Raw genomic sequence first — 26,049 nt, 5'->3', positions numbered from 1 at the left:
TCGCTTAGAGTTGGGAGGCCAGTTTTGCGACCAGATCGTTGTGTGCCTTGGCGTCCACGGAGGACTCCAGGATCTTCTCGGCACCCGCCACGGCGAGGGCCGCAACCTGTGCACGCAGCTGATCCTTGGCGCGATTCACTTCGACATCGATTTCGGCCTTGGCACTGGCGAGCAGACGCTCACCTTCGCTGCGGGCCTGCTGCTTGGCTTCCTCGACGATTGCATTGGCGGTCTTGTTCGCCTTGTCGAGGATCTCGGCAGCCTGCTCCTTGGTTTCACGGAGCATCTGGGCGGCTTTTTCCTGGGCGAGTTGCAGATCGCGCTGGGCACGACCGGCGGCATCCAGGCCTTCGGCAATTTTCTTCTGGCGGGCTTGCATGGCGGCCGTCAGCGGCGGCCATACGAACTTCATGCAGAACCAGACGAAAATAGCGAAGGCAATCGTTTGACCGAACAGCGTCAGATTAATGTTCACTGATCTACCTCATGCTATTTCGTTGTTTCCCGGGCGATATCGCCATGAGCGACAGGGCGCTCGCCCTGTCGCGGCGACATCATCAGATCAACCAGCCATACCAGGGGCGACAACGAAGATGAGGTACATGGCGATACCAACACCGATCATCGGGACGGCGTCGAGCAGACCGGCCATGATGAAGGTCTTGGTCTGCAGCTGCGGGCCCAGCTCCGGCTGACGGGCAGTGGATTCCAGCAGCTTGCCACCCAGCAGGGAGAAGCCGATACCGGTGGCCAGGGCGCCCAGACCGATGATGATGGCGGCAGCGATGATGACGAGTTCCATGGTTACTCCTAGAGTTTCAAGGGTTTGAGTTGCGATTAACGTTACTGGTTACGGTCGGTTTTCCGTCAGTGCTCTTCGTGGGCTGCGCTCAGGTAGACGATACTCAGCACCATGAAGATGAAGGCCTGCAGCGGAATCACCAGGATATGGAAGATTGCCCAAGGCACATTCAGGGTCCACTGCACGTAGAACGGCAGCAGGGCAATGAGGATGAACACCACCTCACCGGCATACATGTTGCCGAACAGACGCAGTGCCAGGCTCAGCGGCTTGGTCAAAAGACCCAGGATTTCGAGGAACAGGTTGAACGGCACCAGCGACCAGTGGTTGAACGGTGTGAAGGCCAGCTCCTTGCTGAAGCCGCCCAGACCCTTGACCTTGACGCTGTAGAACAGAATCAGGAAGAACACGCCGATCGAGACACCGAAGGTGCCGTTCGGATCAGCAGTCGGCACGATCTTGAAGGCCGGCAGGCCCGCCAGATGCGCGATGCCAGGGATGTAGTCGACCGGGATCCACTTCAGGCTGTTCATCAGCAGGATCCACATGAAGATGGTCAGCGCCAGCGGTGCGATCACCGGGTTACGGCCATGGAAGGTGTCCTTGACCATGCCCTCGACGAACTCGACGATCATCTCGACCATGTTCTGCAGCTTGCCGGGCACGCCGACGGTAGCCGCCTTGGCCGCCATGCTGAAGATGGCAATGAACAGGAAACCTGCGAACAGTGACCAGCCCAGCGTATCCAGGTGCACAGCCATGAAACCCATCGACTGGGCCTCGGCAGCGTTCTGTGCAATGGTCCAGGTGGCCTGATCCAGCACGCTGCCATCGGCGCGCACAGTACCTGCCGGCAGCTTGCCGTAGGTCAGGTTTTGCAGGTGGTGCTGAATATACTCAGCCGGTGTATTAGCCATAGACGCCTCAATGCTCAATGCCTTGGAAAGCCTTTTACCAGCAGGAGCGCACTGGCTGCGGTACACAGTACCAGCACGTAACCGACGAACAAGGCCGGCACGCTTACCTGCTCAACTCCTGCGAACACCAGCGCAAACAACGCTGCCGTCAGAATCAGTTTGCCCATGGCTCCCGACCAGAAGGACTGGACGATGGCCTTGACCGAACGGGCTCCAAAATACCGGAACGCCTTGTAGGTGAAGTACACGTTCGGTAATAACGCGATCATGCCGCCCAGCAGCGCCGAGTACCCCGCCTGCGGGCCTTTCCACCCCCACGCCACCAGCGCGGTCACCAGACTGACGACCAACTGCCATTGCAGCAACGGGAATACTGCCAAACGGTATAGCGGAAGTTTGTTGCGGATGTTCACCGCGACCTTCCTGCCGCGTGGCTGGCCGACATGCCGTGCAAACGCCATGCCGGGAAAAGAGCGCCGGGAGTATAGGGGCAGGGGCACGCTGCTTCAACTGTAAGGCGCTGAATTAAGACCATCCGCTACCCCTCCCCCGCTCTTCAACGGATATGCGCCAGCACACCCTGCAATTCATCCAGCGAACTGTAGCGGATCACCAGCTGGCCTTTGCCCTGCTGGCCATGCCGGATCTCGACCGCCGCGCCCAGACGCTCGGCCAGACGCTGCTCCAGACGCTGGATATCCGCATCCGCGGCAGCCGGTTCGACCGCGGGCTTATTGCTGACCCACTGGCGCACCAGCGCCTCGGTCTGGCGCACGGTCAGCCCGCGTGCGACGACCTGTCGCGCCCCCTCGATCTGCCGCTCGGCGGGCAAGCCGAGCAGTGCCCGGGCATGGCCCATTTCCAGATCACCATGCGCCAGCAGGGTCTTGATCTCGTCCGGCAGGGCCATCAGGCGCAGCAGATTGGCCACGCTGACCCGCGACTTGCCAACCGCATCGGCCACCTGCTGCTGCGTCAGGTGGAACTCCTGCTGCAGACGCTGCAACGCCGCCGCTTCTTCCACCGGGTTGAGGTCTTCGCGCTGAATGTTCTCGATCAGCGCCATGGCGATGGCCGCCTCGTCGCTGACCTCGCGCACCAGCGCCGGAATCCGCTCAAGCCCCGCCAGCTGACAGGCGCGCCAGCGCCGCTCACCGGCAATGATTTCATAGCGCTCACTGTCGAGCGGACGCACCACCACCGGCTGCATCAGCCCTTGGCTGCGAATCGACTGGGCCAGCTCCTCGAGCGCCTGCGGGTCCATGTCACGGCGTGGCTGGTATTTGCCACGCTGCAGCCACTCGACCGGCAGTTCCTGCAGTTCCTGCCCACCGGCACGCACCGCCTGCTCTTGCAGGGCCTTGACGGTGGTGCCGCCCAGCAGGGCATCAAGCCCGCGGCCCAGTCCGCGCTTCTTCACAGCCATGTGCGAGTCCTCATGCGGTTGCCGCGCGCGGACTGCGGCGCTGGCGGGTGACCAGTTCTTTGGCCAGATCCAGATAGGCACGCGCACCGCGAGAGCCTTTGTCATACATCAGTGCCGGCATGCCGTGGCTCGGCGCCTCGGCCAGACGCACATTGCGCGGAATGGTGGTGTCGTAGAGGGCATCCGCAAAGTGCGCCTGCAGCTGAGCGGTCACATCCTGAGTCAGACCGATGCGCCCATCGTACATGGTGCGCAGGATCCCCTCGATGCGCAGCGCAGGATTGAGCAGCGCCCCGATGCGCTGGATGCTGTTGACCAGATCGGACAGCCCCTCCAGGGCGTAGTACTCGCATTGCATCGGGATGATCACCCCGTCAGCTGCCACTAGGGCGTTGACGGTGAGCATCGACAAGGCCGGCGGGCAGTCGATCAGAATGAAGTCGTAATTGTCGCGCACCGGCGCCAGCGCCTGACGCAGACGCTGCTCCTTGTTCGGTAGCTCCAGCAGGGTCACTTCAGCGGCGGTAAGGTCACGGTTGGCCGGCAGCAGCTGGTAGCCGCCGTGCTCGGAGACCTGCATGGCATCACGCAGGTCGCAGTTGCCGACCAGCACATCGTAGACCGAGTGCTCGAGTGTGAGCTTGTCGATGCCGCTGCCGGTGGTGGCATTGCCCTGGGGATCCAGATCGATCAGCAGCACCCGGCGCTGGGTCGCCACCAGCGAGGCGGCCAGGTTGACGCAAGTGGTGGTCTTGCCGACGCCGCCCTTCTGGTTGGCGATCGCGAATACTTTGGCCATGCGTGGCACTCTCCTCAGGCGCAGCGGCGCAGTATCAGCAGATGGCGCTGGCCCTGACAACCGGGGACCTCCAGCGCGTGTTCGGACTCGACGACAAAATCGGCCGGCAGAGCCGCCAGTTCCTCGCGCGGATACTGGCCCTTCATTGCCAGCCAGCAAGTGTGCGGATCGCCCAAGTGGCGAGTCCACTGCACGAAATCTTCCAGAGCGCTGAACGCGCGCGACACGATGCCCTCGAACGGCTGTGCCGGCTGCAGCTGCTCGACCCGGCTGTGTACCACTTCAAGGTTATTCAGCCCCAGCTCCAGCTTGACCTGGGTCTGGAAACGGGTCTTCTTGCCGTTGGAATCCAGGGTGGTGAACTGGCGCTCGGGGAACAGGATGGCCAGTGGAATGCCCGGCATGCCCCCGCCACTGCCCACATCCAGCCAGCGCCCTCCCCTCTCGCGCACGAAAGGCACGATGCTCAGGCTGTCCAGCAGATGGCGCGAAACCATCTCGTCAGGATCGCGTACCGCGGTGAGGTTGTAGGCCTTGTTCCACTTGATCAGCAGGCCCAGATAGGCGAGCAGTTGCTGCTGCTGATGCGCATCGAGGACCACGCCCAGCGCGGCAGCACCAGCAGCCAGTTCGGCGGCATGGCCTTGGGTAACCAGAGACATCAGGCGTTGCGCTCCAGCTGGCGACCGGCGTCGCGTTTTTTCAGGTGGATCAGCAGCAGCGACACCGCCGCCGGCGTGACCCCCGGGATGCGCGAGGCTTGTCCGAGGGTCTGCGGGCGAGCGGCACTGAGCTTGGCCTGGATTTCCCGCGACAGCCCGCCAATCACGCTGTAGTCCAGCTCCGGCGGCAGTGGGGTGTCTTCGCTGGCGCGCAGGCGCTCGATCTCTTCCTGCTGGCGGGCGATGTAACCGGCGTACTTGATGCGAATTTCCACCTGCTCGGCCACCTGCGGATTATCCACAGGGCTGGTAACGATTTCCGCAAGACCGGGGTAATCGATTTCCGGGCGCGCCAGCAGATTATGCAGGTTGTATTCATGGGCCAGCGGCGTGCCAAAGCGGGCGGCAATCGCGTCGCCTTCGGCGGTGCCCGGGCGTACCCAGGTGCTCTTCAGACGCTGCTCCTCGCGCTCGATGCCCTCGCGCTTGGCGCAGAAGGCCGCCCAGCGGCGCTCATCGACCAGGCCCAGCTCGCGGCCCTTCTCGGTCAGGCGCAGGTCGGCATTGTCTTCGCGCAGAATCAGCCGGTACTCGGCGCGCGAGGTGAACATGCGGTACGGCTCCTGAGTGCCGAGGGTGATCAGATCATCCACCAACACGCCAAGGTAGGCTTCATCACGACGCGGGCACCAGGCCTCGTGACCCTGGGCGCGCAGCGCGGCGTTGGTGCCAGCCAGCAGCCCTTGGGCGCCAGCTTCTTCATAACCGGTGGTGCCGTTGATCTGCCCGGCAAAGAACAGCCCACCGATCACCTTGGTTTCCAGCGAATACTTGAGGTCGCGCGGATCGAAGAAGTCGTACTCGATGGCGTAGCCGGGGCGCACGATGTGGGCGTTTTCCATGCCACGGATCGAGCGCACGATCTCGAGCTGCACATCGAAGGGCAGCGAGGTGGAAATGCCATTGGGGTACAGCTCATGGGTGCTCAGGCCTTCCGGCTCGATGAACACCTGATGGCTGTCCTTGTCGGCAAAGCGGTGGATCTTGTCCTCGATCGACGGGCAATAGCGCGGCCCGATTCCTTCGATGACCCCCGAGTACATCGGCGAGCGATCCAGGTTGCTGGCGATGATCTCGTGAGTGCGGGCGTTGGTGTGGGTGATCCAGCAACTGACTTGACGCGGATGCTGCGCCTGATTACCCAGGAATGACATCACCGGGGTCGGGGTATCCCCCGGCTGCTCGCTCATCTTGGAGAAATCCACCGAGCGCGCATCGATGCGCGGCGGGGTGCCGGTCTTCAGGCGTCCGACCCGCAGCGGCAGTTCTCGCAGACGCTGCGCCAGCGCGATGGACGGCGGGTCACCGGCGCGCCCTCCGGAATGATTCTGCAGGCCGACATGAATCAGTCCACCCAGGAAGGTGCCGGCGGTCAGCACCACATTGTCGGCGTGAAAACGCAGCCCGATCTGGGTAACTACGCCGCGTACCTGCTCGCCTTCGACGATCAGGTCATCGCAGGCCTGCTGAAATATCCACAGGTTCGGCTGGTTTTCCAGAGTATGGCGGATGGCAGCCTTGTACAGCACCCGGTCGGCCTGCGCGCGTGTCGCGCGCACCGCGGGCCCTTTGCGGCTATTGAGGACACGGAACTGGATGCCACCGCGATCCGTAGCTTCGGCCATGGCGCCGCCCAGGGCGTCGATTTCCTTGACCAGATGACTTTTGCCGATCCCGCCGATGGCCGGGTTGCAACTCATCTGCCCGAGGGTTTCCACGTTGTGGGTAAGCAGCAGGGTTTTCACGCCCATGCGTGCAGCTGCCAGTGCCGCTTCGGTACCGGCATGGCCGCCACCGATGACGATCACATCAAAACGGGAAGGGAAATCCACCACGCACCTCGTGCCTGTCGGGAAGGGGTTATCTGCAAGGCCGCGCAGTATAGAGACATCGGCAGTGTGAATGAAGCTGTGTGGACAAAAAGTAGCCAACGCTCGGGGTAGGCCGGACACCTTGCTGGTTAACAGAAGAAATCAGCATAAATGTTTAAAAAACCTGTTTTAGAGCTTGTTTATGGTGTGCACAGTTTTTGTGGATATCTGGACAAAGTCCATATATATCAACAGCTTGAGCGTTGGAAAAGGTTGTGTGCAGTGTTTCGGGAGGTCTCTGGAAAACCTACTGGGAGCTGTGCGTGAATCCATTATTTATCCACAGCCCTGTTTGTCCACAGCTCAGGCGCAGGGTTGTCAAAAGTGCTCTGTGGCGTTTATCCACAATGCTTACGGACAGGCGAGTCGGCAGAATTTCAGGAACGACAGGCAGCCGCCGACCGTCCACCGCCGGTAGCGGTGGACAATGTCGGGATTGAGAGGGGCTTTGCCACGCGCCGTGGCAAGATTGGGAGGGCGGCGTTATTTGCCGATGCAGAAGCTGGAGAAGATCCGCCCGAGCAGGTCGTCAGGGGTGAAGGTACCGGTGATCGCGCCGAGTGCCTGATGGGCCAGGCGCAGGTCTTCAGCCAGCAGCTCACCAGCGCCGCTGCCCAGCAGCTGGGCGCGGCCATGGCTCAGGCAGGCAGATGCCTGCCGCAGTGCCTCTAGGTGCCGGCGCCGGGCGCTGAAGCTGCCCTCACCGGTCTGGGCAAAGCCCATGCAGGCCTTGAGGTGCTCGCGCAGCAGCACCAGTCCGTCACCGCTACGCGCCGACAGGCTCAGGCTGACATGCCCATCGGCACAGGTCTGCAGGCGTACCGGCTCGCCGGAGAGGTCCGCCTTGTTGCGGATCAGGGTGATCTTGGCCGGATCCGGGCGCTGCTCAAGAAACTCCGGCCACAGCGCAAACGGATCCGCCGCCTCGGGCGCAGTGGCATCGACCACCAGCAGGATCCGGTCGGCTTCCGCGATGGCCTCTAGGGCACGCGTCACACCGATCTGTTCGACCTGATCGCCGGTGGTGCGCAACCCGGCGGTGTCGATGACGTGCAGTGGCATGCCGTCGATGTGGATATGTTCGCGCAGTACATCACGGGTGGTGCCGGCGATATCGGTGACGATCGCCGCCTCGCGCCCGGCCAGGGCGTTGAGCAGGCTGGACTTGCCGGCATTCGGCCGTCCGGCAATCACCACGCTCATGCCATCGCGCAGCAGGGCGCCCTGCCCGGCTTCGTGCTCGACAGCGGCCAGCTCGGCACAGACGCCGTCCAGACGGCTCAGCACATGGCCATCGGCAAGAAAATCGATCTCCTCCTCGGGAAAGTCGATGGCGGCCTCGACGTACATGCGCAGCTCGATCAGCCGCTCGGACAGCGCACTCACCCGGCGTGAGAACTCGCCCTGCAGCGAGCGCAGGGCATTGCGCGCGGCCTGCTCGCTGCTGGCCTCGATCAGGTCGGCAATCGCCTCGGCCTGGGCCAGATCGAGCTTGTCGTTGAGAAACGCCCGCTCGCTGAACTCCCCCGGGCGCGCCGGACGGGCACCCAGCTCGAAGCAGCGGCGCAGCAGCATGTCGAGCACCACCGGGCCGCCATGGCCCTGTAGCTCCAGCACGTCTTCGCCGGTGAACGAGTGTGGCGCACGAAAGAACAGCAGCAGACCCTCGTCGATCACCTCGCCATCGTTGGCGAAGAAGCCCCCGTAATGGGCATGCCGGGGGACAGGCTCGCGACCGCTCAGGGTGATGGCGATCGGCAGGGCACGCGGCCCGGAAATCCGCACGATACCCACCCCACCCCGGCCGGGAGCAGTGGCGACGGCGGCGATGGTGTCACGGGAGGTCGGATGCATGGAGGTCTCCGCAGGGCAGACAGCAAGACGCCCCACGAGGGGGCGTCTGCAGGCAGTGGTGAGGGGTCAGGCCTTGTGGGCCGCCGCTTCGATCTGGCGGGTAATGTACCACTGCTGACCGATCGAGAGGATGTTGTTGACCACCCAGTACAGCACCAGGCCAGCCGGGAACCACAGGAAGAAGAAGGTGAAGACGATCGGCATCAGCTTCAGCACGCGCGCCTGCATTGGATCCGGCGGGGTCGGGTTGAGGGTCTGCTGGAAGAACATGGTGGCGCCCATGATGATCGGCAGGATGAAGTACGGGTCCTTGATCGACAGGTCAACGATCCAGCCCAGCCACGGTGCCTGACGGATCTCCACGCTTTCCAGCAGGACCCAGTACAGGGCCAGGAACACCGGCATCTGCACGAGGATCGGCAGGCAGCCGCCCAGCGGATTGATCTTCTCCTTCTTGTACAGCTCCATCATCGCCTGGGACATCTTCTGGCGATCCTCACCGTGCTGCTCCTTGAGGGCCTGCAGCTTAGGCGCCATGGCGCGCATGCGGGCCATCGAGCGGTAACCGGCACCGGAGAGCGGGAAGAAGGCCAGCTTGATCAATACGGTGAGCAGGATGATCGACCAGCCCCAGTTGCCGAGCAGGCTGTGGATAACTTGCAGCAGCCAGAAGATCGGCTGGGCGATGAACCACAGGAAGCCGTAGTCGACTGTCAGCTCAAGACCCGGCGACAGCGCTTTGAGGTCATCCTGAATCTTCGGACCGGCATACAGAGTGGCGCGGGTTTCGGCGCTGCTGCCAGTCGGGATGTTCAGCTGCGGGCCGACCAGGCCGATGATGTAGTTGCCTTGGCCATCCTTGCGGGTCGTGACCTGGTGGGTGTCATCACTGCTCGGCACCCAGGCGGTGACAAAGTAGTGTTGCAGCCAGGCGATCCAGCCGCCCTGCACGGTTTCGCGCAGGTTCTTGTCGTCCATGTCACCCAGTGAAACCTTCTTGTACGGCTCATCGTGGGTCCAGAGGGCGGCGCCCAGATAGGTGGCCATGCCGGTGGCGCTGTTCTGCGACGGGTCACCGCTGTTGTCGCGCTTGAGCTGGGCAAAGACGTTACCGCTCCAGGTGCGGTCGCTGCCGTTGACGATGCGATGGCCCACCTCGACGGTGTAGACACCGCGCTGGAACACGAACTGCTTGAGGTAATCAACACCGCCTTCACTGAAGGTCAGCTCGACGACCAGCCGGTCTTCGCCATCGCGCAGCTGGTATTCACGGCTGGTAGCCGAATACAGCGGGCGACCGCTGCTGCGTGCATCCGGGCCATCTCCTACCAGACCGCTCTGCGCCACATAGGTGCGCTCAGTGCCGTTGTCGAACAGGCTGAAGGGCACGTCACGGTTCTGCAGGCTGCGCGGATACTGCGGCAGCTTGAGCTGGACGATGTCGCCGCCTTGCGGGTCGATGTCCAGTTCAAGGACATCGGTGCGGACACGGATCAGATTGTCAGCCGTAGAGGTCGTAATGGCGGGTGCAACCGGGGCATTACCCTGCGAGCTGGCGCTGGGGATATCGGCGTTGGCGGTTGGTGCCTCGCCTGCCGGCAGTGCCGGAACACTGCTGGCCACAGCGGCCGGCGGGACAACCGGCTGTCCATAATCCTGGTTCCATTGCAGCACCAGCAGGTAAGACACGACTGCCAGGGCGACGAACAGTATCGAGCGTTGAATGTCCATGGTGTTATTCGGCCATCAGAAGGATCGGAGCAAGCGGGAAAGCACAGCAGCATACCTGCCGGAGGGTCGCCACGGGGAGCGCGACAAGAGTCGCAGGCAGACCGGCCCGTCTGTCGGGAAGGAAACTGGGCAGTGGGCAAGTACGACAACGCGCGTGATCGCGCGCGGCGCTGTCACGAAGCATTGGGCGTTGTGTGCGATGCAGATGCGACATCACTGGCGAGAGTCGCGGACGGTGACGTCGGGGCATTCTGGCGGGCCAGACGTCGCCAGAGTTTGGCGAACTGTGCATGCAGCTGGGGATTATCCAGCTCGGCGAGCCCCTTGCGGGCGATCACCACGATATCTAGACCGCTCAAGAAATCCTGATGCAGGCGAAACGAGTCGCGGATCAGACGCTTGATGCGATTGCGTTCGACCGCCAGCTTGACGCTCTTCTTGCCAATCACCAGCCCCAGACGCGGGTGATCAAGTCCGTTGTTACGGACCAGAAGCAGCACCGATCTGCCGGGCGCCTTGCCGGTGGGAGAGTCGAAGACTGCCGAAAACTGTCGGGACGTCAGCAAGCGCTTGTCCCGGCCGTAACTCCGACTCACCACCCGGTCCGGGCAATCAGACGGTGGTCAGACGCTTGCGGCCCTTGGCGCGGCGACGCGACAGGACAGCACGACCGTTCTTGGTGGCCATACGTGCGCGGAAACCGTGGGTACGGGCGCGCTTCAGATTGCTGGGCTGAAAAGTGCGTTTCATCGTTCATCTACCTAGTGATCACGGCAGCCCGGAGGGGGCTGCCCTGTTTGAGAGATCGCGGATTCTAGAGAAAGGGATCCGATAGGTCAATTTCCAACCAGTGTCTGCACTGATTCATCCACAGCGCTTTAGCAACAGGTGCTGCGGGTTTTCCCGATTCACAGGGGACTGCGTGGCTATGCGGAACGGTGGGTCAGAAAAATTTGTACACAGCTCAAGAACAAACACAGATAAGAAGATTTTAAAAAGATCGTGATGGTAATGCTTTATGGCAAAGCGGTTTTCTGTGAATAACTGCTCAAAGCCATACAGCACGGGCCTTTGCAGCACGGCAAAGTGTGTCGAGAAACCGTGCAGGGCGTGTGTTAGTTATGCGCAGAAGCTGGGGATGAATCGATGCTTTATCCACAGGGCAGTTATCCAGCGCGTTTTCCAGCGACCTTACGGGCGTTCGCTGACTGGCTTATCCACAACACTTCTGAGCCATTGGATTGCACCTTCGCGGGCTCAATACGGCAGGGATGTGGATAACTTCTTGCAGGCTGAGTACAATCTCCCCCCTGTCTTTTCCATCCAGATGCCATCGAGTGAGGGGAACCGAGTGTCCGTGGAACTGTGGCAACAGTGCGTGGAAGTCCTGCGCGATGAGCTGTCCTCTCAGCTGTTCAACACCTGGATCCGCCCGTTGCAGGCCGAAATGCATGGCGACGAGCTGCGCGTCTATGCGCCAAACCGCTTCGTCGTTGAGTTCGTCAACGAGCGCTACATCAATCGCCTGCTGGAACTGATGAATGAGCGCAGTGATGGACAGTCGCCGGCCCTGAACCTGCTGGTGGGCAGCAAGCGCCCGGCCGCACCCCGTGTGCCGGTTGCGCCGCCTGCCCCACCCGCGGCCGTCAATACGCCCGTTATAGCTGCGCTGCCCCTGGAAGAACCGCCCCAGCCCTCGGTGGAGCCAGTCCCTGCCGCACGCACCGAGCGCACGGTGCAGGTGGAGGGCGGCCTCAAGCACACCAGCTACCTGAACCGCAGCTTCACCTTCGAGAACTTTGTCGAGGGCAAGTCCAACCAGCTGGCGCGCGCCGCGGCCTGGCAGGTGGCCGATAACCCCAAGCACGGCTACAACCCGCTGTTCCTGTATGGCGGCGTTGGCCTCGGCAAGACCCACCTGATGCACGCGGTGGGCAACCACCTGTTGAAGAAGAACCCGAATGCCAAGGTGGTCTACCTGCATTCCGAGCGCTTCGTCGCCGACATGGTCAAGGCCCTGCAGCTCAACGCTATCAACGACTTCAAGCGCTTCTACCGCTCGGTGGACGCCCTCTTGATCGACGACATCCAGTTCTTCGCTCGCAAGGAGCGCTCCCAGGAGGAGTTTTTCCACACCTTCAACGCTCTGCTCGAGGGTGGCCAGCAGGTGATCCTCACCAGCGACCGCTACCCCAAGGAGATCGAGGGGCTGGAGGAGCGTCTGAAGTCGCGCTTCGGCTGGGGCCTGACCGTAGCGGTCGAACCGCCGGAGCTGGAAACCCGGGTGGCGATCCTGATGAAGAAGGCCGAGCAGGCCAAGGTTGAGCTGCCGCATGATGCCGCTTTCTTCATCGCCCAGCGCATCCGCTCCAACGTGCGCGAGCTGGAAGGCTCGCTGAAGCGGGTGATCGCCCACGCCCACTTCACTGGCAGCGAGATCAGCATCGAGCTGGTCCGTGAGTCGCTGAAGGACCTGCTCGCCCTGCAGGACAAGCTGGTCAGCATCGACAATATCCAGCGTACCGTGGCCGAGTACTACAAGATCAAGATTGCCGACCTGCTGTCCAAGCGCCGCTCGCGCTCGGTGGCGCGGCCGCGCCAGGTGGCCATGGCCCTGTCCAAGGAGCTGACCAACCACAGCCTGCCGGAAATCGGCGATGCCTTTGGCGGTCGCGATCACACTACGGTGCTGCATGCCTGTCGTAAGATCGCCGAACTTCGCGAGGAGGATGCGGATATTCGCGAAGATTACAAGAACCTTTTGCGCACCCTGACCACCTGACAGGAGCGCCTCTCGAGGCCAAGGATTCAAGATGCACTTCACCATCTCACGCGAAGCCCTGCTCAAACCCCTGCAACTGGTCGCCGGGGTCGTTGAGCGTCGTCAGACCCTGCCGGTGCTGTCCAATGTCCTGCTGGAGGTGCGCGGGCAGCAGTTGTCACTGACAGGTACCGATCTTGAGGTCGAGCTGATCGGCCGGGTGATGCTGGATGATCGAGCCGTTGATGGCGAGATCACTGTGCCAGCCCGCAAGCTGATGGATATCTGCAAGAGCCTGCCCAGTGATGCGCTGATCGATATCCGTCTCGATGAGCAGAAACTGCTGGTCAAGGCCGGGCGCAGCCGCTTCAGTCTGTCCACCCTGCCGGCCCGTGATTTCCCGATGGTCGAGGAAAGCCACGGTTCGCTGAATTTCTCGCTGGCCCAGGCACGCCTGCGTCGGCTGATCGAGCGCACCAGCTTCGCGATGGCTCAGCAGGATGTGCGTTATTACCTCAACGGCATGTTGCTGGAAGTCAGCGCCGGGCAGCTACGTGCTGTGGCGACTGATGGGCATCGTCTGGCGATGTGCGTGCTGGAGAGCAGCATTGAGGCGCAGGAGCGCCATCAGGTCATCGTCCCGCGCAAGGGGATTCTGGAATTGCAGCGCCTGCTGACCGAGCCTGACGAGCTGGTCGGCATTGTGCTCAGCCCCAACCACATCCGCGCCACCGCGGGTGACTTCACCTTCACCTCCAAGCTGGTGGATGGCAAATTCCCGGATTATCAGCGCGTATTGCCACGTAATGGCGACAAGCTGGTTGTGGCTGACCGTCAGGCCCTGCGCGAGGCACTGAGCCGTACGGCGATCCTCTCCAATGAAAAGTACCGTGGTATCCGCCTGCTGCTGGCCAGCGGGCTGCTGAAGATCCAGGCGAACAACCCCGAGCAGGAAGAAGCTGAGGAAGAGCTGCAGGCCGACTATTTCGGCGAGGCGCTGGAGGTCGGCTTCAACGTCAGCTACCTGTTGGATGTGCTCGGCGTGATGACCACCGAACAGGTCCGCATCACGTTGGCCGATGCCAACAGCAGTGCTCTGTTGCAGGAAGCTGGCAACGACGACTCCACCTATGTCGTGATGCCGATGCGCTTGTAAGAAGCGGCATGAGCAGTGCGAGGCGGGCAGTGTCGAGCGTGAAGCATAAGGCGGTGAGCCCATCCGTGCTGGCGCGGTGCATCGGGTGTATGTATGGCGAGTCGGGGGCTGCGTGTCCCTGAAGCGCCTTGCCATCCGGGCGGTACGCAACCTGCAGCCGCTGGAGCTTGAGCCCTCGCCGCGGATCAATCTGCTGGCCGGAGCAAACGGCAGCGGCAAGACCAGTGTCCTGGAAGCGATTCATCTGCTCGGGCTGGCCCGCTCGTTTCGCAGCACCCGCCTGACACCGGTGATCCAGCAAGGAGCCGATCAGGTGCTGGTGTTCGGGGCAGTACGTCTGGCGGACGGGCGCCTCAGTCAGCTGGGGGTGGCCCGTGAGCGGGAGGGGGACTGGCAGATTCGTATCGATGGCCAGAATGCGCGCAGCGCTGCTCAGCTCGCCGAGCTGCTGCCATTGCAGCTGATCAACCCGGACAGTTTTCGCCTGCTCGAGGGCGCCCCGAAGATCCGTCGACAGTTTCTCGACTGGGGCGTATTCCATGGCGAACCACGCTTTCTCAGCGCCTGGCAGCGCCTGCAGGCCGCGCTGCGTCAACGGAACTCCTGGCTGCGGCATGCTAAAATCGACGCGGTGGCGCAAATGGCGTGGGATCGTGAGCTGTGCCTCGCCAGCCAGGCGATTGATGAGTATCGGCGCACCTATATTCAGGCGTTGAAACCGGTCTTCGAGACGACCTTGGCCCAGCTGATCAGTCTGCCTGAGCTGACTCTCAGCTACTACCGGGGCTGGGATCGTGAGCGTGACCTCGACGCAGTGCTTGCAACCAGCCTGCTGCGTGACCAGCAGCTCGGCCACACCCAGTATGGCCCCCAGCGTGCCGATCTGCGCCTGCGCATCGGCAGCCATAATGCCGCGGATATTCTCTCGCGTGGCCAGCAGAAGCTGGTGGTCTGTGCCCTGCGTATTGCCCAAGGGCATCTGCTCAACCGGGCCAAGCATGGGCAATGCGTCTATCTGGTCGATGACCTGCCCTCTGAGCTCGACACACAACATCGCCACGCCCTGTGCCGCCTGCTCGAAGAGCTCGACTGTCAGGTATTCATCACCGGCGTTGATAGCGAAATCCTACAAGACGGCTGGCGTACGGACACGCCGGTCGCCATGTTCCACGTGGAACATGGCCGTATTGAATCCTCGGGAGTGAAGGCATGAGCGAGAACCCAACGTATGACTCTTCCAGCATCAAGGTGCTGAAGGGGCTGGATGCTGTACGCAAGCGTCCTGGCATGTATATCGGCGATACCGATGATGGTACCGGTCTGCACCACATGGTCTTTGAGGTGGTGGATAACTCCATCGACGAAGCGCTGGCCGGTCACTGTGATGACATCAGCATCACCATCCATACCGATGAGTCCATCACCGTGCGTGACAACGGTCGCGGCATCCCGGTGGATATCCACAAGGAAGAAGGCGTCTCTGCCGCCGAGGTCATCATGACCGTGCTGCACGCCGGCGGTAAGTTCGACGACAACAGCTACAAAGTCTCCGGCGGCCTGCACGGTGTGGGCGTCTCGGTGGTCAACGCGCTGTCCGAACAGCTGGTGCTGACCATCCGCCGCAGCGGCAAGGTCTGGGAGCAGACCTATGTGCACGGTGTGCCGCAGGCCCCGCTGGCGCCGGTCGGCGATACTGAAGGCAGCGGCACGCAGATCCACTTCAAGCCCTCCGCCGAGACCTTCCGCAACATCCACTTCAGCTGGGACATCCTCGCCAAGCGTTTGCGTGAGCTGTCGTTCCTCAACTCCGGGGTCGGCATCCTGCTGCGCGACGAGCGCAGCGGCAAGGAGGAGCTGTTCAAGTACGAGGGCGGCCTCAAGGCCTTCGTCGATTACCTGAACCAGCACAAGAGTGCGATCAACCAGGTCTTCCACTTCAACATCCAGCGCGAGGAAGACGGCGTCGGTGTCGAGGTGGCGTTGCAGTGGAACGACAGCTTCAACGAGAACATCCTCTGCTTCACCAACAACATCCCGCAGCGTGACGGCGGTACCCACCTGGCCGGCTTCCGCTCGGCGCTGACCCGCCACCTGAACAACTACATCGAGGCCGAAGGCCTGGCCAAGAAGCACAAGGTCAGCACCACCGGTGACGATGCCCGCGAAGGCCTCACCGCGATCATCTCGGTCAAGGTACCCGATCCCAAGTTCAGCTCGCAGACCAAGGACAAGTTGGTCTCCTCCGAGGTGAAGACCGCTGTCGAGCAGGAGATGGGCAAATACTTCGGCGACTACCTGCTGGAGAACCCCAACGAGGCTAAGGCAGTGGTCGGCAAGATGCTCGACGCCGCACGAGCCCGCGAGGCGGCGCGCAAGGCCCGCGAGATGACCCGCCGCAAGGGCGCGCTGGACATCGCCGGCCTGCCCGGCAAGCTGGCTGACTGCCAGGAGAAAGACCCGGCGCTGTCTGAGCTGTACATCGTCGAGGGTGATTCGGCCGGCGGCTCGGCCAAGCAGGGCCGCAACCGCAAAACCCAGGCGATCCTGCCGCTCAAGGGCAAGATCCTCAACGTCGAGAAGGCGCGCTTCGACAAGATGCTCTCCTCCCAGGAGGTCGGCACTCTGATCACCGCGCTGGGCTGCGGGATCGGCCGCGAGGAGTACAACATCGACAAGCTGCGCTACCACAACATCATCATCATGACCGATGCCGACGTTGACGGTTCGCACATCCGCACCCTGCTGCTGACCTTCTTCTTCCGCCAGCTGCCCGAGCTGATCGAGCGCGGCTACGTGTATATCGCCCAGCCGCCGCTGTACAAGGTCAAGAAGGGCAAGCAGGAGCAGTACATCAAGGACGACGAGGCCATGGAGGAATACATGACCCAGTCGGCCCTCGAGGACGCCAGCCTGCACGTCACTGAGCACGCCCCGGGTCTGTCCGGTGCGGCGCTGGAGAGGCTGGTCGGTGAATACCGCACCGTGATGAAGACCCTGGCCCGCCTGTCGCGGCTCTATCCGCAGGAGCTCACCGAGCACTTCGTCTACCTGCCGCGCGTCAGCCTTGAGCAGCTCGCTGACCAGGCTGCCATGCAGGCCTGGATCGGGCAGCTCGACACGCGCCTCAAGGCTGTGGAGAAATCCGGACAGAGCTACCAGGTCAGTCTGCGCGAGGACCGTGAGCGCCACCTGTGGCTGCCCGAGGTGCAGACCGTCGCCCACGGCCTGTCCAGCTACGTCACCTTCAACCGTGATTTCTTTGCCAGCAACGACTACCGCACCGTCACCGATCTGGGCAGCCAGCTCAACAACCTGCTGGAAGATGGCGCCTACGTGCAGCGTGGCGAGCGCAAGAAAGCCGTGGCCAGCTTCAAGGAAGCGCTCGACTGGCTGATGAGCGAAACCGCCAAGCGTCACAGCATCCAGCGCTACAAGGGCCTTGGCGAGATGAACCCCGAGCAGCTGTGGGAAACCACTATGGACCCGGCGGTACGCCGCATGCTCAAGGTCACCATTGAGGACGCTATTGCGGCCGACCAGATCTTCAACACCCTGATGGGCGATGCCGTGGAGCCGCGCCGCGACTTCATCGAGAGCAACGCGCTGGCGGTGTCGAACCTGGATGTGTGATCGGTCTGGCGGGGAATAATCCGTTGTTCACTTACTATGGCAGGTGACACCCGGCAGCTTTCCTCCGATACTGATGTGCAAACCGGCAGGGTCTCCCCTGCCGGTTTTTTTATGCGGCCCCTCTGCCGCCGTGGCGTATATCCGTCCCGTGCTGAAGGGGCCGGTATGCCATCTTTCGCATTCGGGGGGGGTTGTCGATCATGTGGAGTAAACGAGTTCTCTGCGGGCTGAGCCTGTGGTGTGCTGCAACAGCAATATGGCCGCTGGATCAGGTGCAGGCAGCTCCGGCCGTGCCTGCGCGTCAGGCCAGTGCTCAGCAGGGCCTGGAGCTGGCCTCCACCAGCGTCATGGTGCTCGATCTGCAGAGCGGGCGTGAGCTGTTTGCTAGCAACGCCGATGTGCGCTTGCCGATTGCCTCGATCACCAAGCTGATGACCGCGCTGGTTGTGCTGGATGCCCGCCAGTCCCTGGGTGAGCGCCTGCCTGTGACCATCCGTGACACCCGTGAACTGCAGGGCGTGTTCTCGCGGGTCCGGGTTGACAGTCAGGCGACACGTCGCGAGCTGCTGCATATTGCCCTGATGTCCTCGGAGAATCGTGCTTCGGCCGCCCTCGCCCACCATTACCCGGGTGGCCATGCCGCGTTCGTCCGGGCGATGAACGACAAGGCCCGCGCACTGGGCATGCACAAAACTCGCTTTACCGAGCCGACAGGCCTGTCCAGTGGCAATATCTCCACGGCTCGCGAGCTGGTGCTGCTGCTCAAGGCGGCCCAGCGCTATCCGCTGATCCGTGAGCTGAGTACTCGCGAGCGCGGCGACGTGCAGTTCCGCAATCCGGCCTATGTGCTGGGCTTCGCCAACACCAACCCGCTGGTCCGCAAAAGCGACTGGGATATCCAGCTGAGCAAGACGGGCTACACCGATGAGGCCGGTAACTGCCTGGTGATGATCGCCCGTCTGCAGGGCCGCCAGACTGCCGTGGTGCTGCTGGATTCCTTCGGCAAGCTGACTCGGATCGCTGATGCCAACCGCCTGCGCCACTGGCTGCAGACCGGTCAGAGCAAGCCGATTCCCGAGGCGGCCCGTCAGTACAAGCGTCAGAAACTTGAGCAGTTCCGCGCGCTGCAGACCGCGCTCGAGCGCCCCTGAGGGCGGCATGGTCAGACTTCGGTAGCACAGAGGCTGCGTGCTAGGCTCGCAGCTTTCCTGTCCATGTCCGGAGTCCTGCCATGCGTATCGGTGTCCCCCGCGAGATCAAGAACCATGAATACCGGGTCGGTCTGATCCCCTCGGCTGTGGCCGAGCTGTGCGCCCATGACCATCAGGTGCGGGTCGAATGTGCGGCCGGGGCGGCCATTGGTTTCACCGATGCCGACTACCAGGCCGCCGGTGCGCAGCTGGTCAGCGAGGCTGCCGAGCTGTTTGCCAGCAGCGAGCTGATCATCAAGGTCAAGGAGCCACTGGCCAGTGAGCGCCGCTTGCTCGGACCGCAGCACACTCTGTTTACCTACCTGCATCTGGCTGCGGACCGTGCCCAGACCGAGGAACTGTTGGCCAGCGGTGCCCTGTGCATTGCCTACGAGACGGTCAGTGATGCCCAGGGCCGCCTGCCGCTGCTGGCGCCGATGTCCGAAGTCGCCGGGCGCATGGCAATCCAGGTCGGCGCTCGCTGTCTGGAGAAGGCCCAGGGAGGGCGTGGCGTCCTGCTCGGTGGGGTGCCGGGCGTGGCGCCGGGTAAGGTGGTGATCCTCGGCGGTGGCGTGGTTGGCTCCCAAGCGGCGGCCATGGCGGTAGGTCTTGGGGCTGATGTCACGGTGCTGGATCGCAGCATCGACGCCTTGCGTCGTCTGGATGCCCAGTACGGCAACCGCATCACCACCCTCTACTCAACCGGTGCGGCCCTGCGAGAGCAGGTGCTGGCTGCCGACCTGCTGATCGGCAGTGTGCTGATCCCCGGCGCTGCGGCGCCACGTCTGGTGAGTGCCGAGATGGTGCGGCAGATGAAGGCAGGAGCGGTGCTGGTCGATGTGGCGATTGATCAGGGAGGCTGTGCTGAAACATCGCGCCCGACCACGCACGCCGAGCCAACCTATGTGGTCGACGAGGTGGTGCATTATTGCGTGACCAACATGCCTGGCGGTGTGGCGCGTACTTCCACCCAGGCGCTCAATAACGCCACCCTGCCCTTCGTGCTGGCATTGGCCAATAAGGGCAGCCATCAGGCCCTGCGTGATGATATGCACCTGCGCAATGGCCTGAATATCGCTGCCGGGCAGCTCTGTAACCGTGGTGTGGCTGAAGCGCATGGTTTGCCATGGCAAACCGCCGAGCAGGTGTTGGCACTGCCCTGAGCGTCCTGTCTGCCTTGTAACAGAAAGCCCGGCTTGCCGGGCTTTCGTGTTTCTGAAAAGGACCGATCAGATCATCTGGGTGTTCCACGTGAAACACCAGTCCGCTCAGAAGTTATCCCATGTTATCCATAGAGTTATCCACAAGGCGTCGATTCCATACGACAGGTCATTCCCCCACCCTGCACGGCACCTGATGGCCTGATCCGACCCGTAGGTAGCGCTGACGCTGCCAGTTCCTGCCCATTGAACCACACTGCGCTAGCGCCACTGCTGGCGCAGAGCCTCGGCGCGTGCGGACAGTCGATACTGCTGGCGGCTGCTTTTGGGCTTGTCGGGAATGGTCATCTCCAGCAAGCCAGCTTCCAGTGCAGGGACCAGATAGAGGTTGCGGAAGTTGGCATCACTGCGCAGCCCCAGAGCATCCTGTAGGGCCTTGCGGCTCATGATGCCTTGGCAAGCCATGAGCAGGCGGCGTACTTCACTGCTCACATGGCCTGTCGATAAGTGCCTTTCTTCACCTGTAACTTTTTTGGTGACTTCAACTGTTTTGTGCATAGCTTCACTCTTCTTTCCTGAGTACATGTAAGTCCTTTCAGCAGGTGAAGTATGCGAAGCCATGCCGGGTTCCGATGTCGTGCGCCGCATGGGCTGGCGGGGGGCTGGCAACAGGCTGAACTCAACCCACAGGCCCTGTTGCTCCTGGCGCAGCAGCGGCGTTTCCAGGCCCTGACGGCGACAGGCGTCGATCATCCGCTCGATCCCGGTACCCCAACCGCTGATCAGCCCGGCACGCTGGAAGACATGGGCTATATCGGGATTGGCCGGGCGTGGCAGCAGGCGGCTCTTGGGGCGCTCCAGGCTCCAGTTTTCAGGCAGACGCGCGGGATTCCAGAGCAGAATACGGTCACTCTGCAGGCGCAGCTGAATCGGTATGCCGCAGGCGTAATCCTTGTGTACCAGGGCGTTGAGCAGTGCTTCACGCAGGGCATGTCGTAGTTCATCAGCATCACCTGTAAAGCGCCCTTCATGACCTGCCTTTGCACGTAGTATATGTTGATCAAGCAGGTCAAGTGTAGCATTTAACTGAGCGAACAAGTGACCACCCAACAGGTGATGTTCAAGCAGTTGATGTTGAGCATCGAAGTGGCCTACCCGCAGATAGGCACCGGCAATCAGCTTGTCGGCAGTGGGGTGAAATAGCAGGGCGGCTGCACGCTTGAGGTGTACCAGTTGCAGGTGTTCGAGCAGTGCCGCATCGCCCTCCTCGCCAGTCGCCATGTGCGGACGCAGGCTGGCTAGGGCGGCCGGATCCAGGTCACTCAGACGCACGTGCGCGATCGGCTGCCCATCCCAGCTGCCCAGCTCGGTGGCTGGACGCTCAGGTGGGTTGTGGGAGGGCGATTGGGGGTCTTTCCAGTCGAGGTCTGCTTGCTCTGTCATCCGGGTAACCAGGCTGCGCTGAAGGGAGGGGCGCCAGCATGTTAACCAAATGTCCTGCCGGCTGTGTGCTCCGGCATAGCGTTATCGCCCGGACTGGGCAGCAGCCTGTGGATAAAGAGCGGGAGGTGGCGCGTCAGCGACGCGCCGTACCGTTGAGGCGCTGCATGGTGGTCGTCATCCAGTCTTCCACCTGCTGGTTGAGGGCGGCGATGGCGCGTGGCCCCTCGCCTTCCGCGTGCATGGGGGTACCGATGACCACCTTGATGGTACCCGGGTACTTGGCCCAGCCGTCACGTGGCCAGCATTCCCCGGCGTTATGGGCGATCGGCAGGACGGGCAGGTTGGCGGTGACGGCCAGTGACGCGCCACTGCGCGAGAACTTGCCCATTTCGCCGGCCGGCACCCGGGTGCCCTCGGGAAACACTATCAGCCAGAAACCCTGCTGCAGACGCTCCTGGCCAATGCTGGCGACCTGTTTGAGGGCCTGTTTGGGGTTGCTGCGATCAATGGCAATCGGACGTACCAGGCGCATGGCCCAGCCGAAGAACGGGATGTTGAGCAGCTCGCGCTTGAGCACCAGCGCCAGCGGGGCGAACAATCCGGTCAGGTAGAAGGTTTCCCAGGTGCTCTGGTGCTTGGCCAGCACCACACAGGGCTTGGCCGGGATGTTCTCCAGGCCTTCGACCTCGTAGCGAATGCCGACCATCACCCGGGCCAGCCATACGGCGAAGCGGCACCAGCTACGGGCGATCAACACATAGCGAGCGCGCAGCGGCAGGAAGATACCGATCAGCAGGCTGAGCGGGCACCAGATCACGACACTGAGGGCCAGCAGGAAATAGAAGAGAACGGTGCGCAGCGCCTGCATGATCGGTTCAGGCCTCCTCGGCCAGCAGATGGGCGGCAACCGCCGCCAGGTTGTCGAAGACTTTCACACCGTCCGGCAAGCCTTGAGCCAGGGTGCGTTCACCCTTGCCGCTGCGCACCAGCACCGGCTGGCAGGCCACTGCTTGGGCGGCACTGATGTCGCCGGCGCTGTCACCGACGAACCAGACGCCGTTGAGGGCGACGACGTAGTGCGCGGCGATCTGCTGCAGCAGGCCTGGCAGCGGCTTGCGGCAGATGCAGCCATCATCCGGGCCATGTGGGCAGTGGACGATCAGACCGAGCTCGCCGCCCTGCTCGGCGACCAGCTGGCGCAGGCGCGCGTGCATGGCCTCCAGCGTCGCTTCGTCGTAGTAACCGCGGGCCAGACCGGACTGGTTGGTGGCTACCGCCACGGTCCAGCCAGCGCGGCTGAGGCGGGCGATGGCCTCGATCGAGCCGGGAATCGGGACCCATTCGGCGAGCGATTTGATGTAGGCGTCGGAGTCCTCGTTGATGACTCCGTCGCGGTCGAGAATCAGCAGTTTCATGGTCGGGCCTTATGCGGCAGGTCTGTGGGTAAGTTCAGGGCTTTATCCACAGAGGGCTGTCAGTGGCAGCCTGTGGATAACGAGCGGTATCGTTATCCACAGGTGGATGGCCTTAGCCCAGCAGCGAGATGTCCGCCACGCCGAGGAACAGGCCGCGCAGTTGGCTCAGCAGCGCGTAGCGGTTGGCGCGCACCGCGGCGTCGTCGGCGTTGACCAGCACTTCCTCGAAGAACGCATCCACCGGCGCGCGCAGGGCGGCCAGGCGTTGCAGCGCGGCGTTGTAGTTGCGCGCCGCGGCCAGCGGGGCGACCGCCTCGGCGGCCTGGCTGATCGCCAGGGCCAGGGTCTGCTCGGCCGGCTCGACCAGCAGGCTGCTGCTCGGCTCGTGCGGCACCTCGCCCTCGGCCTTGGCCAGCAGGTTGGAGACGCGCTTGTTGGCGGCGGCCAGGGTGGCGGCTTCGGCCAGCTGGCGGAACGCCTGCACGGCCTGCACGCGCTGGTCGAAGTCCAGCGGCGCGGAAGGCGCCAGGGCACGCACCGCCTGGTACACGGCGACCTCGATGCCTTCGTCCTCGTATCGGGCGCGCAGGCGGTCGAAGATGAAGTCCTGCACCTGGGCGGCCAGGCCGTCGGCCTTGACCTTATCGCCGTACTGCGCGACGGCGAAGGCCACCGCCTCGACCAGATCCAGATCCAGCTGCTTCTCGATCAGGATGCGCAGCACGCCCAGCGCGGCGCGGCGCAGTGCGTAGGGATCCTTGGAGCCGGTGGGCAGCATGCCGATGCCGAAAATGCCGACCAGGGTGTCGAGCTTGTCGGCCACCGCCACGGCAGCGCCGGTCAGGGTGGACGGCAGCTCGGCGCCGGCGCCGCGCGGCATGTACTGCTCGTTCAGCGCCAGCGCCACGTCAGCCGGTTCGCCGTCGTGCAGCGCGTAGTAGTAGCCGGCGATGCCCTGCATCTCCGGGAACTCGCCGACCATCTCGCTGGCCAGGTCGCACTTGGACAGGATGCCGGCACGCGCAGCGCGCTCGGCGTCGCCGCCGATCCGTGCGGCGATGAATGCCGCCAGTTTCGATACGCGCTCGGCTTTGTCGAACACGCTGCCCAGCTGGGCCTGGAACACCACGTTGGCCAGGCGCTGGTTGTTGTCCTCGAGAGCGTGCTTCTTGTCCTGCTTGAAGAAGAACTCGGCGTCGGTCAGACGCGGGCGCACCACCTTCTCGTTGCCGGAAACGATCTGCGCCGGGTCCTTTGACTCGATGTTGGCCACAGTGATAAAGCGCGGCAGCAGCTTGCCATCGGCGTCGACCAGGCAGAAGTACTTCTGGTTGTCCTGCATGGTGGCGATCAGCGCCTCCTGCGGCACCTCGAGGAAGCGTTCTTCGAAGGAGCAGACCAGCGGCACCGGCCACTCGACCAGCGCGGTCACCTCGTCCAGCAGCGCCGGCGGCACGATGGCGCTACCGCCCTGCTCGGCAGCCAGTTCGGCGACGCGGGCGTCGATACTGGCGCGGCGCTCGGCGAAGTCGGCCACCACGTAGGCGCTGCGCAGGTCCTCGGCGTAGCTGGCCGGGTTGCTGATGCGCACGTCATGGTTGGCGTGGAAGCGGTGGCCACGTGAGACGCGCCCGGCTTTGCGGGTCAGGATCTCGCAGTCGACCACCTCGTCGCCCAGCAGCATCACCAGCCACTGGGTCGGACGCACGAACTCCTCACGACGAGCACCCCAGCGCATGCGCTTGGGGATCGGCAGCTCGTTCAGCGAGGCCTCGACGATGCCTGGCAGCAGGCTGGCGGCCGGCTGGCCGGCGATGGACTGGACGAACTTGAGTTTCGGGCCGGAGATGTCGACCTCGCTCAGCTCGACGCCGCACTTCTTGGCGAAGCCCAGCGCGGCCTGGGTCGGCTTGCCGTCCTTGTCGAAGGCGGCCTGCAGTGGCGGGCCATCCAGACGCACCTCGCGGTCCGGCTGCTGGGTGGCCAGCTGCTCGACGAAGAGGGCCAGACGACGCGGCGCGGCGTAGTAGCGCGCGTTGGCGTACTCCAGACCGGCGGCCTTCAGGCCCTTCTCCACGCCGGCGAGGAAGGCTTCGGCCAGCGACTTCAGCGCCTTGGGGGGCAGCTCTTCGGTGCCCAGTTCGACCAGGAAATCTTGAGCGCTCATTATTCGGCCTCCTTCAGCTTGGCCAGGACTTCATCACGCAGTTCGGGGGTGGCCATCGGGAAGCCGAGCTTGGCGCGCGCCTGCAGGTAGCTCTGCGCCACGGCGCGGGCCAGGGTGCGCACGCGCAGGATGTACTGCTGGCGCGCGGTCACCGAGATGGCGCGACGGGCGTCGAGCAGGTTGAAGGTGTGCGAGGCCTTGACCACCATCTCGTAGCTCGGCAGCGGCAGCTCGAGGGCCATCAGGCGGCTGGCCTCGCCCTCGTAGAAATCGAACAACTCGAACAGCTTGTCGACGTTGGCGTGCTCGAAGTTGTAGGTCGACTGCTCCACCTCGTTCTGGTGGAACACATCGCCGTAGGTGACCTTGCCGAACGGGCCGTCGGAGTAGACCAGGTCGTACACCGAGTCGACGCCCTGCAGGTACATGGCCAGACGCTCGAGACCGTAGGTGATCTCACCGGTCACCGGATAGCACTCGACGCCGCCGACCTGCTGGAAGTAGGTGAACTGGGTGACTTCCATGCCGTTGAGCCAGACTTCCCAGCCCAGGCCCCAAGCGCCGAGGGTCGGCGACTCCCAGTTGTCTTCGACGAAACGGATGTCGTGGACGCTGGTGTCGATGCCGATGGCGCGCAGTGAGCCGAGGTACAGATCCTGGATATTGTCCGGGTTCGGCTTCAGCACCACCTGGAACTGGTAGTAATGCTGCAGGCGGTTGGGGTTCTCGCCGTAGCGGCCGTCGGCCGGGCGGCGCGAGGGCTGCACGTAGGCGGCGTTCCAGGTCTCGGGACCGATGGCACGCAGGAAGGTTGCGGTATGGAAGGTGCCGGCACCCATTTCCATGTCGTAGGGCTGCAATACCACGCAGCCCTGCTCGGCCCAGTAACTTTGCAGGGCGAGGATCAGGTCCTGGAAGGTGCGCACGGCAGGCGTAGTCTGGCTCACGAAATCACCTGTTCTGAGGCTTGCATAAAGCGGGCGAGTATAACCGATGGCGAAAGCA

At 63.1% G+C, this 26,049-nt stretch carries 23 protein-coding genes; 6 read left to right on the top strand and 17 right to left on the bottom strand.

Going from position 1 to position 26,049, the window contains the following annotated elements; translation table 11 throughout:
* Positions 1 to 4 precede the first annotated feature (4 nt).
* The 12 genes from MXC11_RS01690 to rpmH form a co-directional block, all read right to left on the bottom strand.
* Entirely contained in the window at positions 5 to 475 is a 471-nt protein-coding gene (locus tag MXC11_RS01690; RefSeq protein ID WP_250004285.1) for a F0F1 ATP synthase subunit B, read from the bottom strand.
* Positions 476 to 562: 87 nt separating this feature from the next.
* Positions 563 to 802 (bottom strand): F0F1 ATP synthase subunit C, encoded by a 240-nt coding sequence (atpE, locus tag MXC11_RS01685; protein WP_250004283.1) that lies wholly within the window; start codon positions 800 to 802, stop codon positions 563 to 565.
* Between the two features lie 65 nt (positions 803 to 867).
* A complete protein-coding gene (gene atpB, locus MXC11_RS01680; protein WP_250004280.1) occupies positions 868 to 1,719 on the bottom strand; it encodes a F0F1 ATP synthase subunit A in 852 nt (283 codons plus the stop codon).
* A gap of 14 nt (positions 1,720 to 1,733) precedes the next feature.
* A complete protein-coding gene (locus MXC11_RS01675; protein WP_250004349.1) occupies positions 1,734 to 2,180 on the bottom strand; it encodes a F0F1 ATP synthase subunit I in 447 nt (148 codons plus the stop codon).
* Between the two features lie 95 nt (positions 2,181 to 2,275).
* Complete coding sequence (locus MXC11_RS01670; RefSeq protein ID WP_250004278.1) at positions 2,276 to 3,145, bottom strand: ParB/RepB/Spo0J family partition protein; 870 nt, start codon at positions 3,143 to 3,145, stop codon at positions 2,276 to 2,278.
* Between the two features lie 10 nt (positions 3,146 to 3,155).
* On the bottom strand, positions 3,156 to 3,944 hold the full coding sequence (locus tag MXC11_RS01665) for a ParA family protein (RefSeq protein ID WP_250004275.1): 789 nt from the start codon (positions 3,942 to 3,944) through the stop codon (positions 3,156 to 3,158).
* 14 nt (positions 3,945 to 3,958) lie between these two features.
* On the bottom strand, positions 3,959 to 4,606 hold the full coding sequence (gene rsmG, locus MXC11_RS01660; protein ID WP_250004273.1) for a 16S rRNA (guanine(527)-N(7))-methyltransferase RsmG: 648 nt from the start codon (positions 4,604 to 4,606) through the stop codon (positions 3,959 to 3,961).
* A complete protein-coding gene (gene mnmG, locus MXC11_RS01655) occupies positions 4,606 to 6,498 on the bottom strand; it encodes a tRNA uridine-5-carboxymethylaminomethyl(34) synthesis enzyme MnmG (RefSeq protein ID WP_250004270.1) in 1,893 nt (630 codons plus the stop codon). The genes rsmG and mnmG overlap by 1 nt, the downstream gene beginning before the upstream one ends.
* A gap of 522 nt (positions 6,499 to 7,020) precedes the next feature.
* Positions 7,021 to 8,391: a tRNA uridine-5-carboxymethylaminomethyl(34) synthesis GTPase MnmE gene (gene mnmE, locus MXC11_RS01650; protein WP_250004268.1), complete on the bottom strand. Its 1,371-nt coding sequence runs from the start codon at positions 8,389 to 8,391 to the stop codon at positions 7,021 to 7,023.
* A gap of 66 nt (positions 8,392 to 8,457) precedes the next feature.
* Complete coding sequence (gene yidC, locus MXC11_RS01645) at positions 8,458 to 10,122, bottom strand: membrane protein insertase YidC (protein ID WP_250004265.1); 1,665 nt, start codon at positions 10,120 to 10,122, stop codon at positions 8,458 to 8,460.
* 173 nt (positions 10,123 to 10,295) lie between these two features.
* Positions 10,296 to 10,721 (bottom strand): ribonuclease P protein component, encoded by a 426-nt coding sequence (gene rnpA, locus MXC11_RS01640; protein WP_250004262.1) that lies wholly within the window; start codon positions 10,719 to 10,721, stop codon positions 10,296 to 10,298.
* 13 nt (positions 10,722 to 10,734) lie between these two features.
* Positions 10,735 to 10,872 (bottom strand): 50S ribosomal protein L34, encoded by a 138-nt coding sequence (rpmH, locus tag MXC11_RS01635; protein WP_090313513.1) that lies wholly within the window; start codon positions 10,870 to 10,872, stop codon positions 10,735 to 10,737.
* Between the two features lie 601 nt (positions 10,873 to 11,473).
* Here rpmH and dnaA point away from each other — a divergent pair.
* The 6 genes from dnaA to ald all read left to right on the top strand — a co-directional run bounded on the left by dnaA (position 11,474) and on the right by ald (position 20,022).
* Entirely contained in the window at positions 11,474 to 12,904 is a 1,431-nt protein-coding gene (dnaA, locus tag MXC11_RS01630) for a chromosomal replication initiator protein DnaA (RefSeq protein WP_250004260.1), read from the top strand.
* Positions 12,905 to 12,935: 31 nt separating this feature from the next.
* On the top strand, positions 12,936 to 14,039 hold the full coding sequence (gene dnaN, locus MXC11_RS01625; RefSeq protein ID WP_250004257.1) for a DNA polymerase III subunit beta: 1,104 nt from the start codon (positions 12,936 to 12,938) through the stop codon (positions 14,037 to 14,039).
* A gap of 112 nt (positions 14,040 to 14,151) precedes the next feature.
* The gene (recF, locus tag MXC11_RS01620; RefSeq protein WP_250004255.1) at positions 14,152 to 15,252 is read left to right on the top strand and encodes a DNA replication/repair protein RecF; all 1,101 of its coding nucleotides are present in this window, start codon (positions 14,152 to 14,154) and stop codon (positions 15,250 to 15,252) included.
* A complete protein-coding gene (gyrB, locus tag MXC11_RS01615; protein WP_250004253.1) occupies positions 15,249 to 17,669 on the top strand; it encodes a DNA topoisomerase (ATP-hydrolyzing) subunit B in 2,421 nt (806 codons plus the stop codon). Before recF ends, gyrB begins: the two co-directional genes overlap by 4 nt.
* A 200-nt stretch (positions 17,670 to 17,869) precedes the next feature.
* Positions 17,870 to 18,820, top strand: a complete 951-nt coding sequence (pbpG, locus tag MXC11_RS01610) for a D-alanyl-D-alanine endopeptidase (RefSeq protein ID WP_250004250.1) — start codon at positions 17,870 to 17,872, stop codon at positions 18,818 to 18,820.
* 80 nt (positions 18,821 to 18,900) lie between these two features.
* The gene (ald, locus tag MXC11_RS01605; RefSeq protein WP_250004248.1) at positions 18,901 to 20,022 is read left to right on the top strand and encodes an alanine dehydrogenase; all 1,122 of its coding nucleotides are present in this window, start codon (positions 18,901 to 18,903) and stop codon (positions 20,020 to 20,022) included.
* A 258-nt stretch (positions 20,023 to 20,280) separates the two neighbouring features.
* Here ald and MXC11_RS01600 read toward each other — a convergent pair whose 3' ends face one another.
* From MXC11_RS01600 to glyQ, 5 genes are all read right to left on the bottom strand, one after another.
* Positions 20,281 to 21,462, bottom strand: coding sequence for a Fic family protein (locus tag MXC11_RS01600; protein ID WP_250004246.1), 1,182 nt, complete (start codon positions 21,460 to 21,462; stop codon positions 20,281 to 20,283).
* Between the two features lie 133 nt (positions 21,463 to 21,595).
* Positions 21,596 to 22,330: a lysophospholipid acyltransferase family protein gene (locus MXC11_RS01595; protein ID WP_250004244.1), complete on the bottom strand. Its 735-nt coding sequence runs from the start codon at positions 22,328 to 22,330 to the stop codon at positions 21,596 to 21,598.
* A 7-nt stretch (positions 22,331 to 22,337) separates the two neighbouring features.
* Positions 22,338 to 22,877, bottom strand: coding sequence for a D-glycero-beta-D-manno-heptose 1,7-bisphosphate 7-phosphatase (gmhB, locus tag MXC11_RS01590; RefSeq protein WP_250004242.1), 540 nt, complete (start codon positions 22,875 to 22,877; stop codon positions 22,338 to 22,340).
* Between the two features lie 112 nt (positions 22,878 to 22,989).
* Positions 22,990 to 25,044, bottom strand: coding sequence for a glycine--tRNA ligase subunit beta (gene glyS, locus MXC11_RS01585; protein ID WP_250004240.1), 2,055 nt, complete (start codon positions 25,042 to 25,044; stop codon positions 22,990 to 22,992).
* Positions 25,044 to 25,991, bottom strand: coding sequence for a glycine--tRNA ligase subunit alpha (glyQ, locus tag MXC11_RS01580; protein WP_250004238.1), 948 nt, complete (start codon positions 25,989 to 25,991; stop codon positions 25,044 to 25,046). Before glyQ ends, glyS begins: the two co-directional genes overlap by 1 nt.
* Positions 25,992 to 26,049 lie beyond the last annotated feature (58 nt).

The sequence above is a fragment of the Pseudomonas eutrophicaquae genome (genome assembly GCF_023544715.1).
Classification (GTDB): Bacteria; Pseudomonadota; Gammaproteobacteria; order Pseudomonadales; family Pseudomonadaceae; genus Geopseudomonas.
Note: the sequence above shows the minus strand (reverse complement) of the source record. Positions and strands in the feature narration are given on the sequence as shown.

Excerpts from the sequence above, each read along its gene's own strand:
- gmhB (WP_250004242.1), bottom strand. The coding sequence starts at position 22,877 with ATGAAACTGCTGATTCTCGACCGCGACGGAGTCATCAACGAGGACTCC.
- gyrB (WP_250004253.1), top strand. The coding sequence starts at position 15,249 with ATGAGCGAGAACCCAACGTATGACTCTTCCAGCATCAAGGTGCTGAAG.
- MXC11_RS01665 (WP_250004275.1), bottom strand. The coding sequence starts at position 3,944 with ATGGCCAAAGTATTCGCGATCGCCAACCAGAAGGGCGGCGTCGGCAAG.
- rsmG (WP_250004273.1), bottom strand. The coding sequence starts at position 4,606 with ATGTCTCTGGTTACCCAAGGCCATGCCGCCGAACTGGCTGCTGGTGCT.
- yidC (WP_250004265.1), bottom strand. The coding sequence starts at position 10,122 with ATGGACATTCAACGCTCGATACTGTTCGTCGCCCTGGCAGTCGTGTCT.
- ald (WP_250004248.1), top strand. The coding sequence starts at position 18,901 with ATGCGTATCGGTGTCCCCCGCGAGATCAAGAACCATGAATACCGGGTC.
- MXC11_RS01675 (WP_250004349.1), bottom strand. The coding sequence starts at position 2,180 with ATGGCGTTTGCACGGCATGTCGGCCAGCCACGCGGCAGGAAGGTCGCG.
- atpB (WP_250004280.1), bottom strand. The coding sequence starts at position 1,719 with ATGGCTAATACACCGGCTGAGTATATTCAGCACCACCTGCAAAACCTG.
- glyS (WP_250004240.1), bottom strand. The coding sequence starts at position 25,044 with ATGAGCGCTCAAGATTTCCTGGTCGAACTGGGCACCGAAGAGCTGCCC.
- MXC11_RS01595 (WP_250004244.1), bottom strand. The coding sequence starts at position 22,330 with ATGCAGGCGCTGCGCACCGTTCTCTTCTATTTCCTGCTGGCCCTCAGT.
- atpE (WP_250004283.1), bottom strand. The coding sequence starts at position 802 with ATGGAACTCGTCATCATCGCTGCCGCCATCATCATCGGTCTGGGCGCC.
- rpmH (WP_090313513.1), bottom strand. The coding sequence starts at position 10,872 with ATGAAACGCACTTTTCAGCCCAGCAATCTGAAGCGCGCCCGTACCCAC.
- MXC11_RS01600 (WP_250004246.1), bottom strand. The coding sequence starts at position 21,462 with ATGACAGAGCAAGCAGACCTCGACTGGAAAGACCCCCAATCGCCCTCC.
- dnaN (WP_250004257.1), top strand. The coding sequence starts at position 12,936 with ATGCACTTCACCATCTCACGCGAAGCCCTGCTCAAACCCCTGCAACTG.
- mnmE (WP_250004268.1), bottom strand. The coding sequence starts at position 8,391 with ATGCATCCGACCTCCCGTGACACCATCGCCGCCGTCGCCACTGCTCCC.
- pbpG (WP_250004250.1), top strand. The coding sequence starts at position 17,870 with ATGTGGAGTAAACGAGTTCTCTGCGGGCTGAGCCTGTGGTGTGCTGCA.
- MXC11_RS01670 (WP_250004278.1), bottom strand. The coding sequence starts at position 3,145 with ATGGCTGTGAAGAAGCGCGGACTGGGCCGCGGGCTTGATGCCCTGCTG.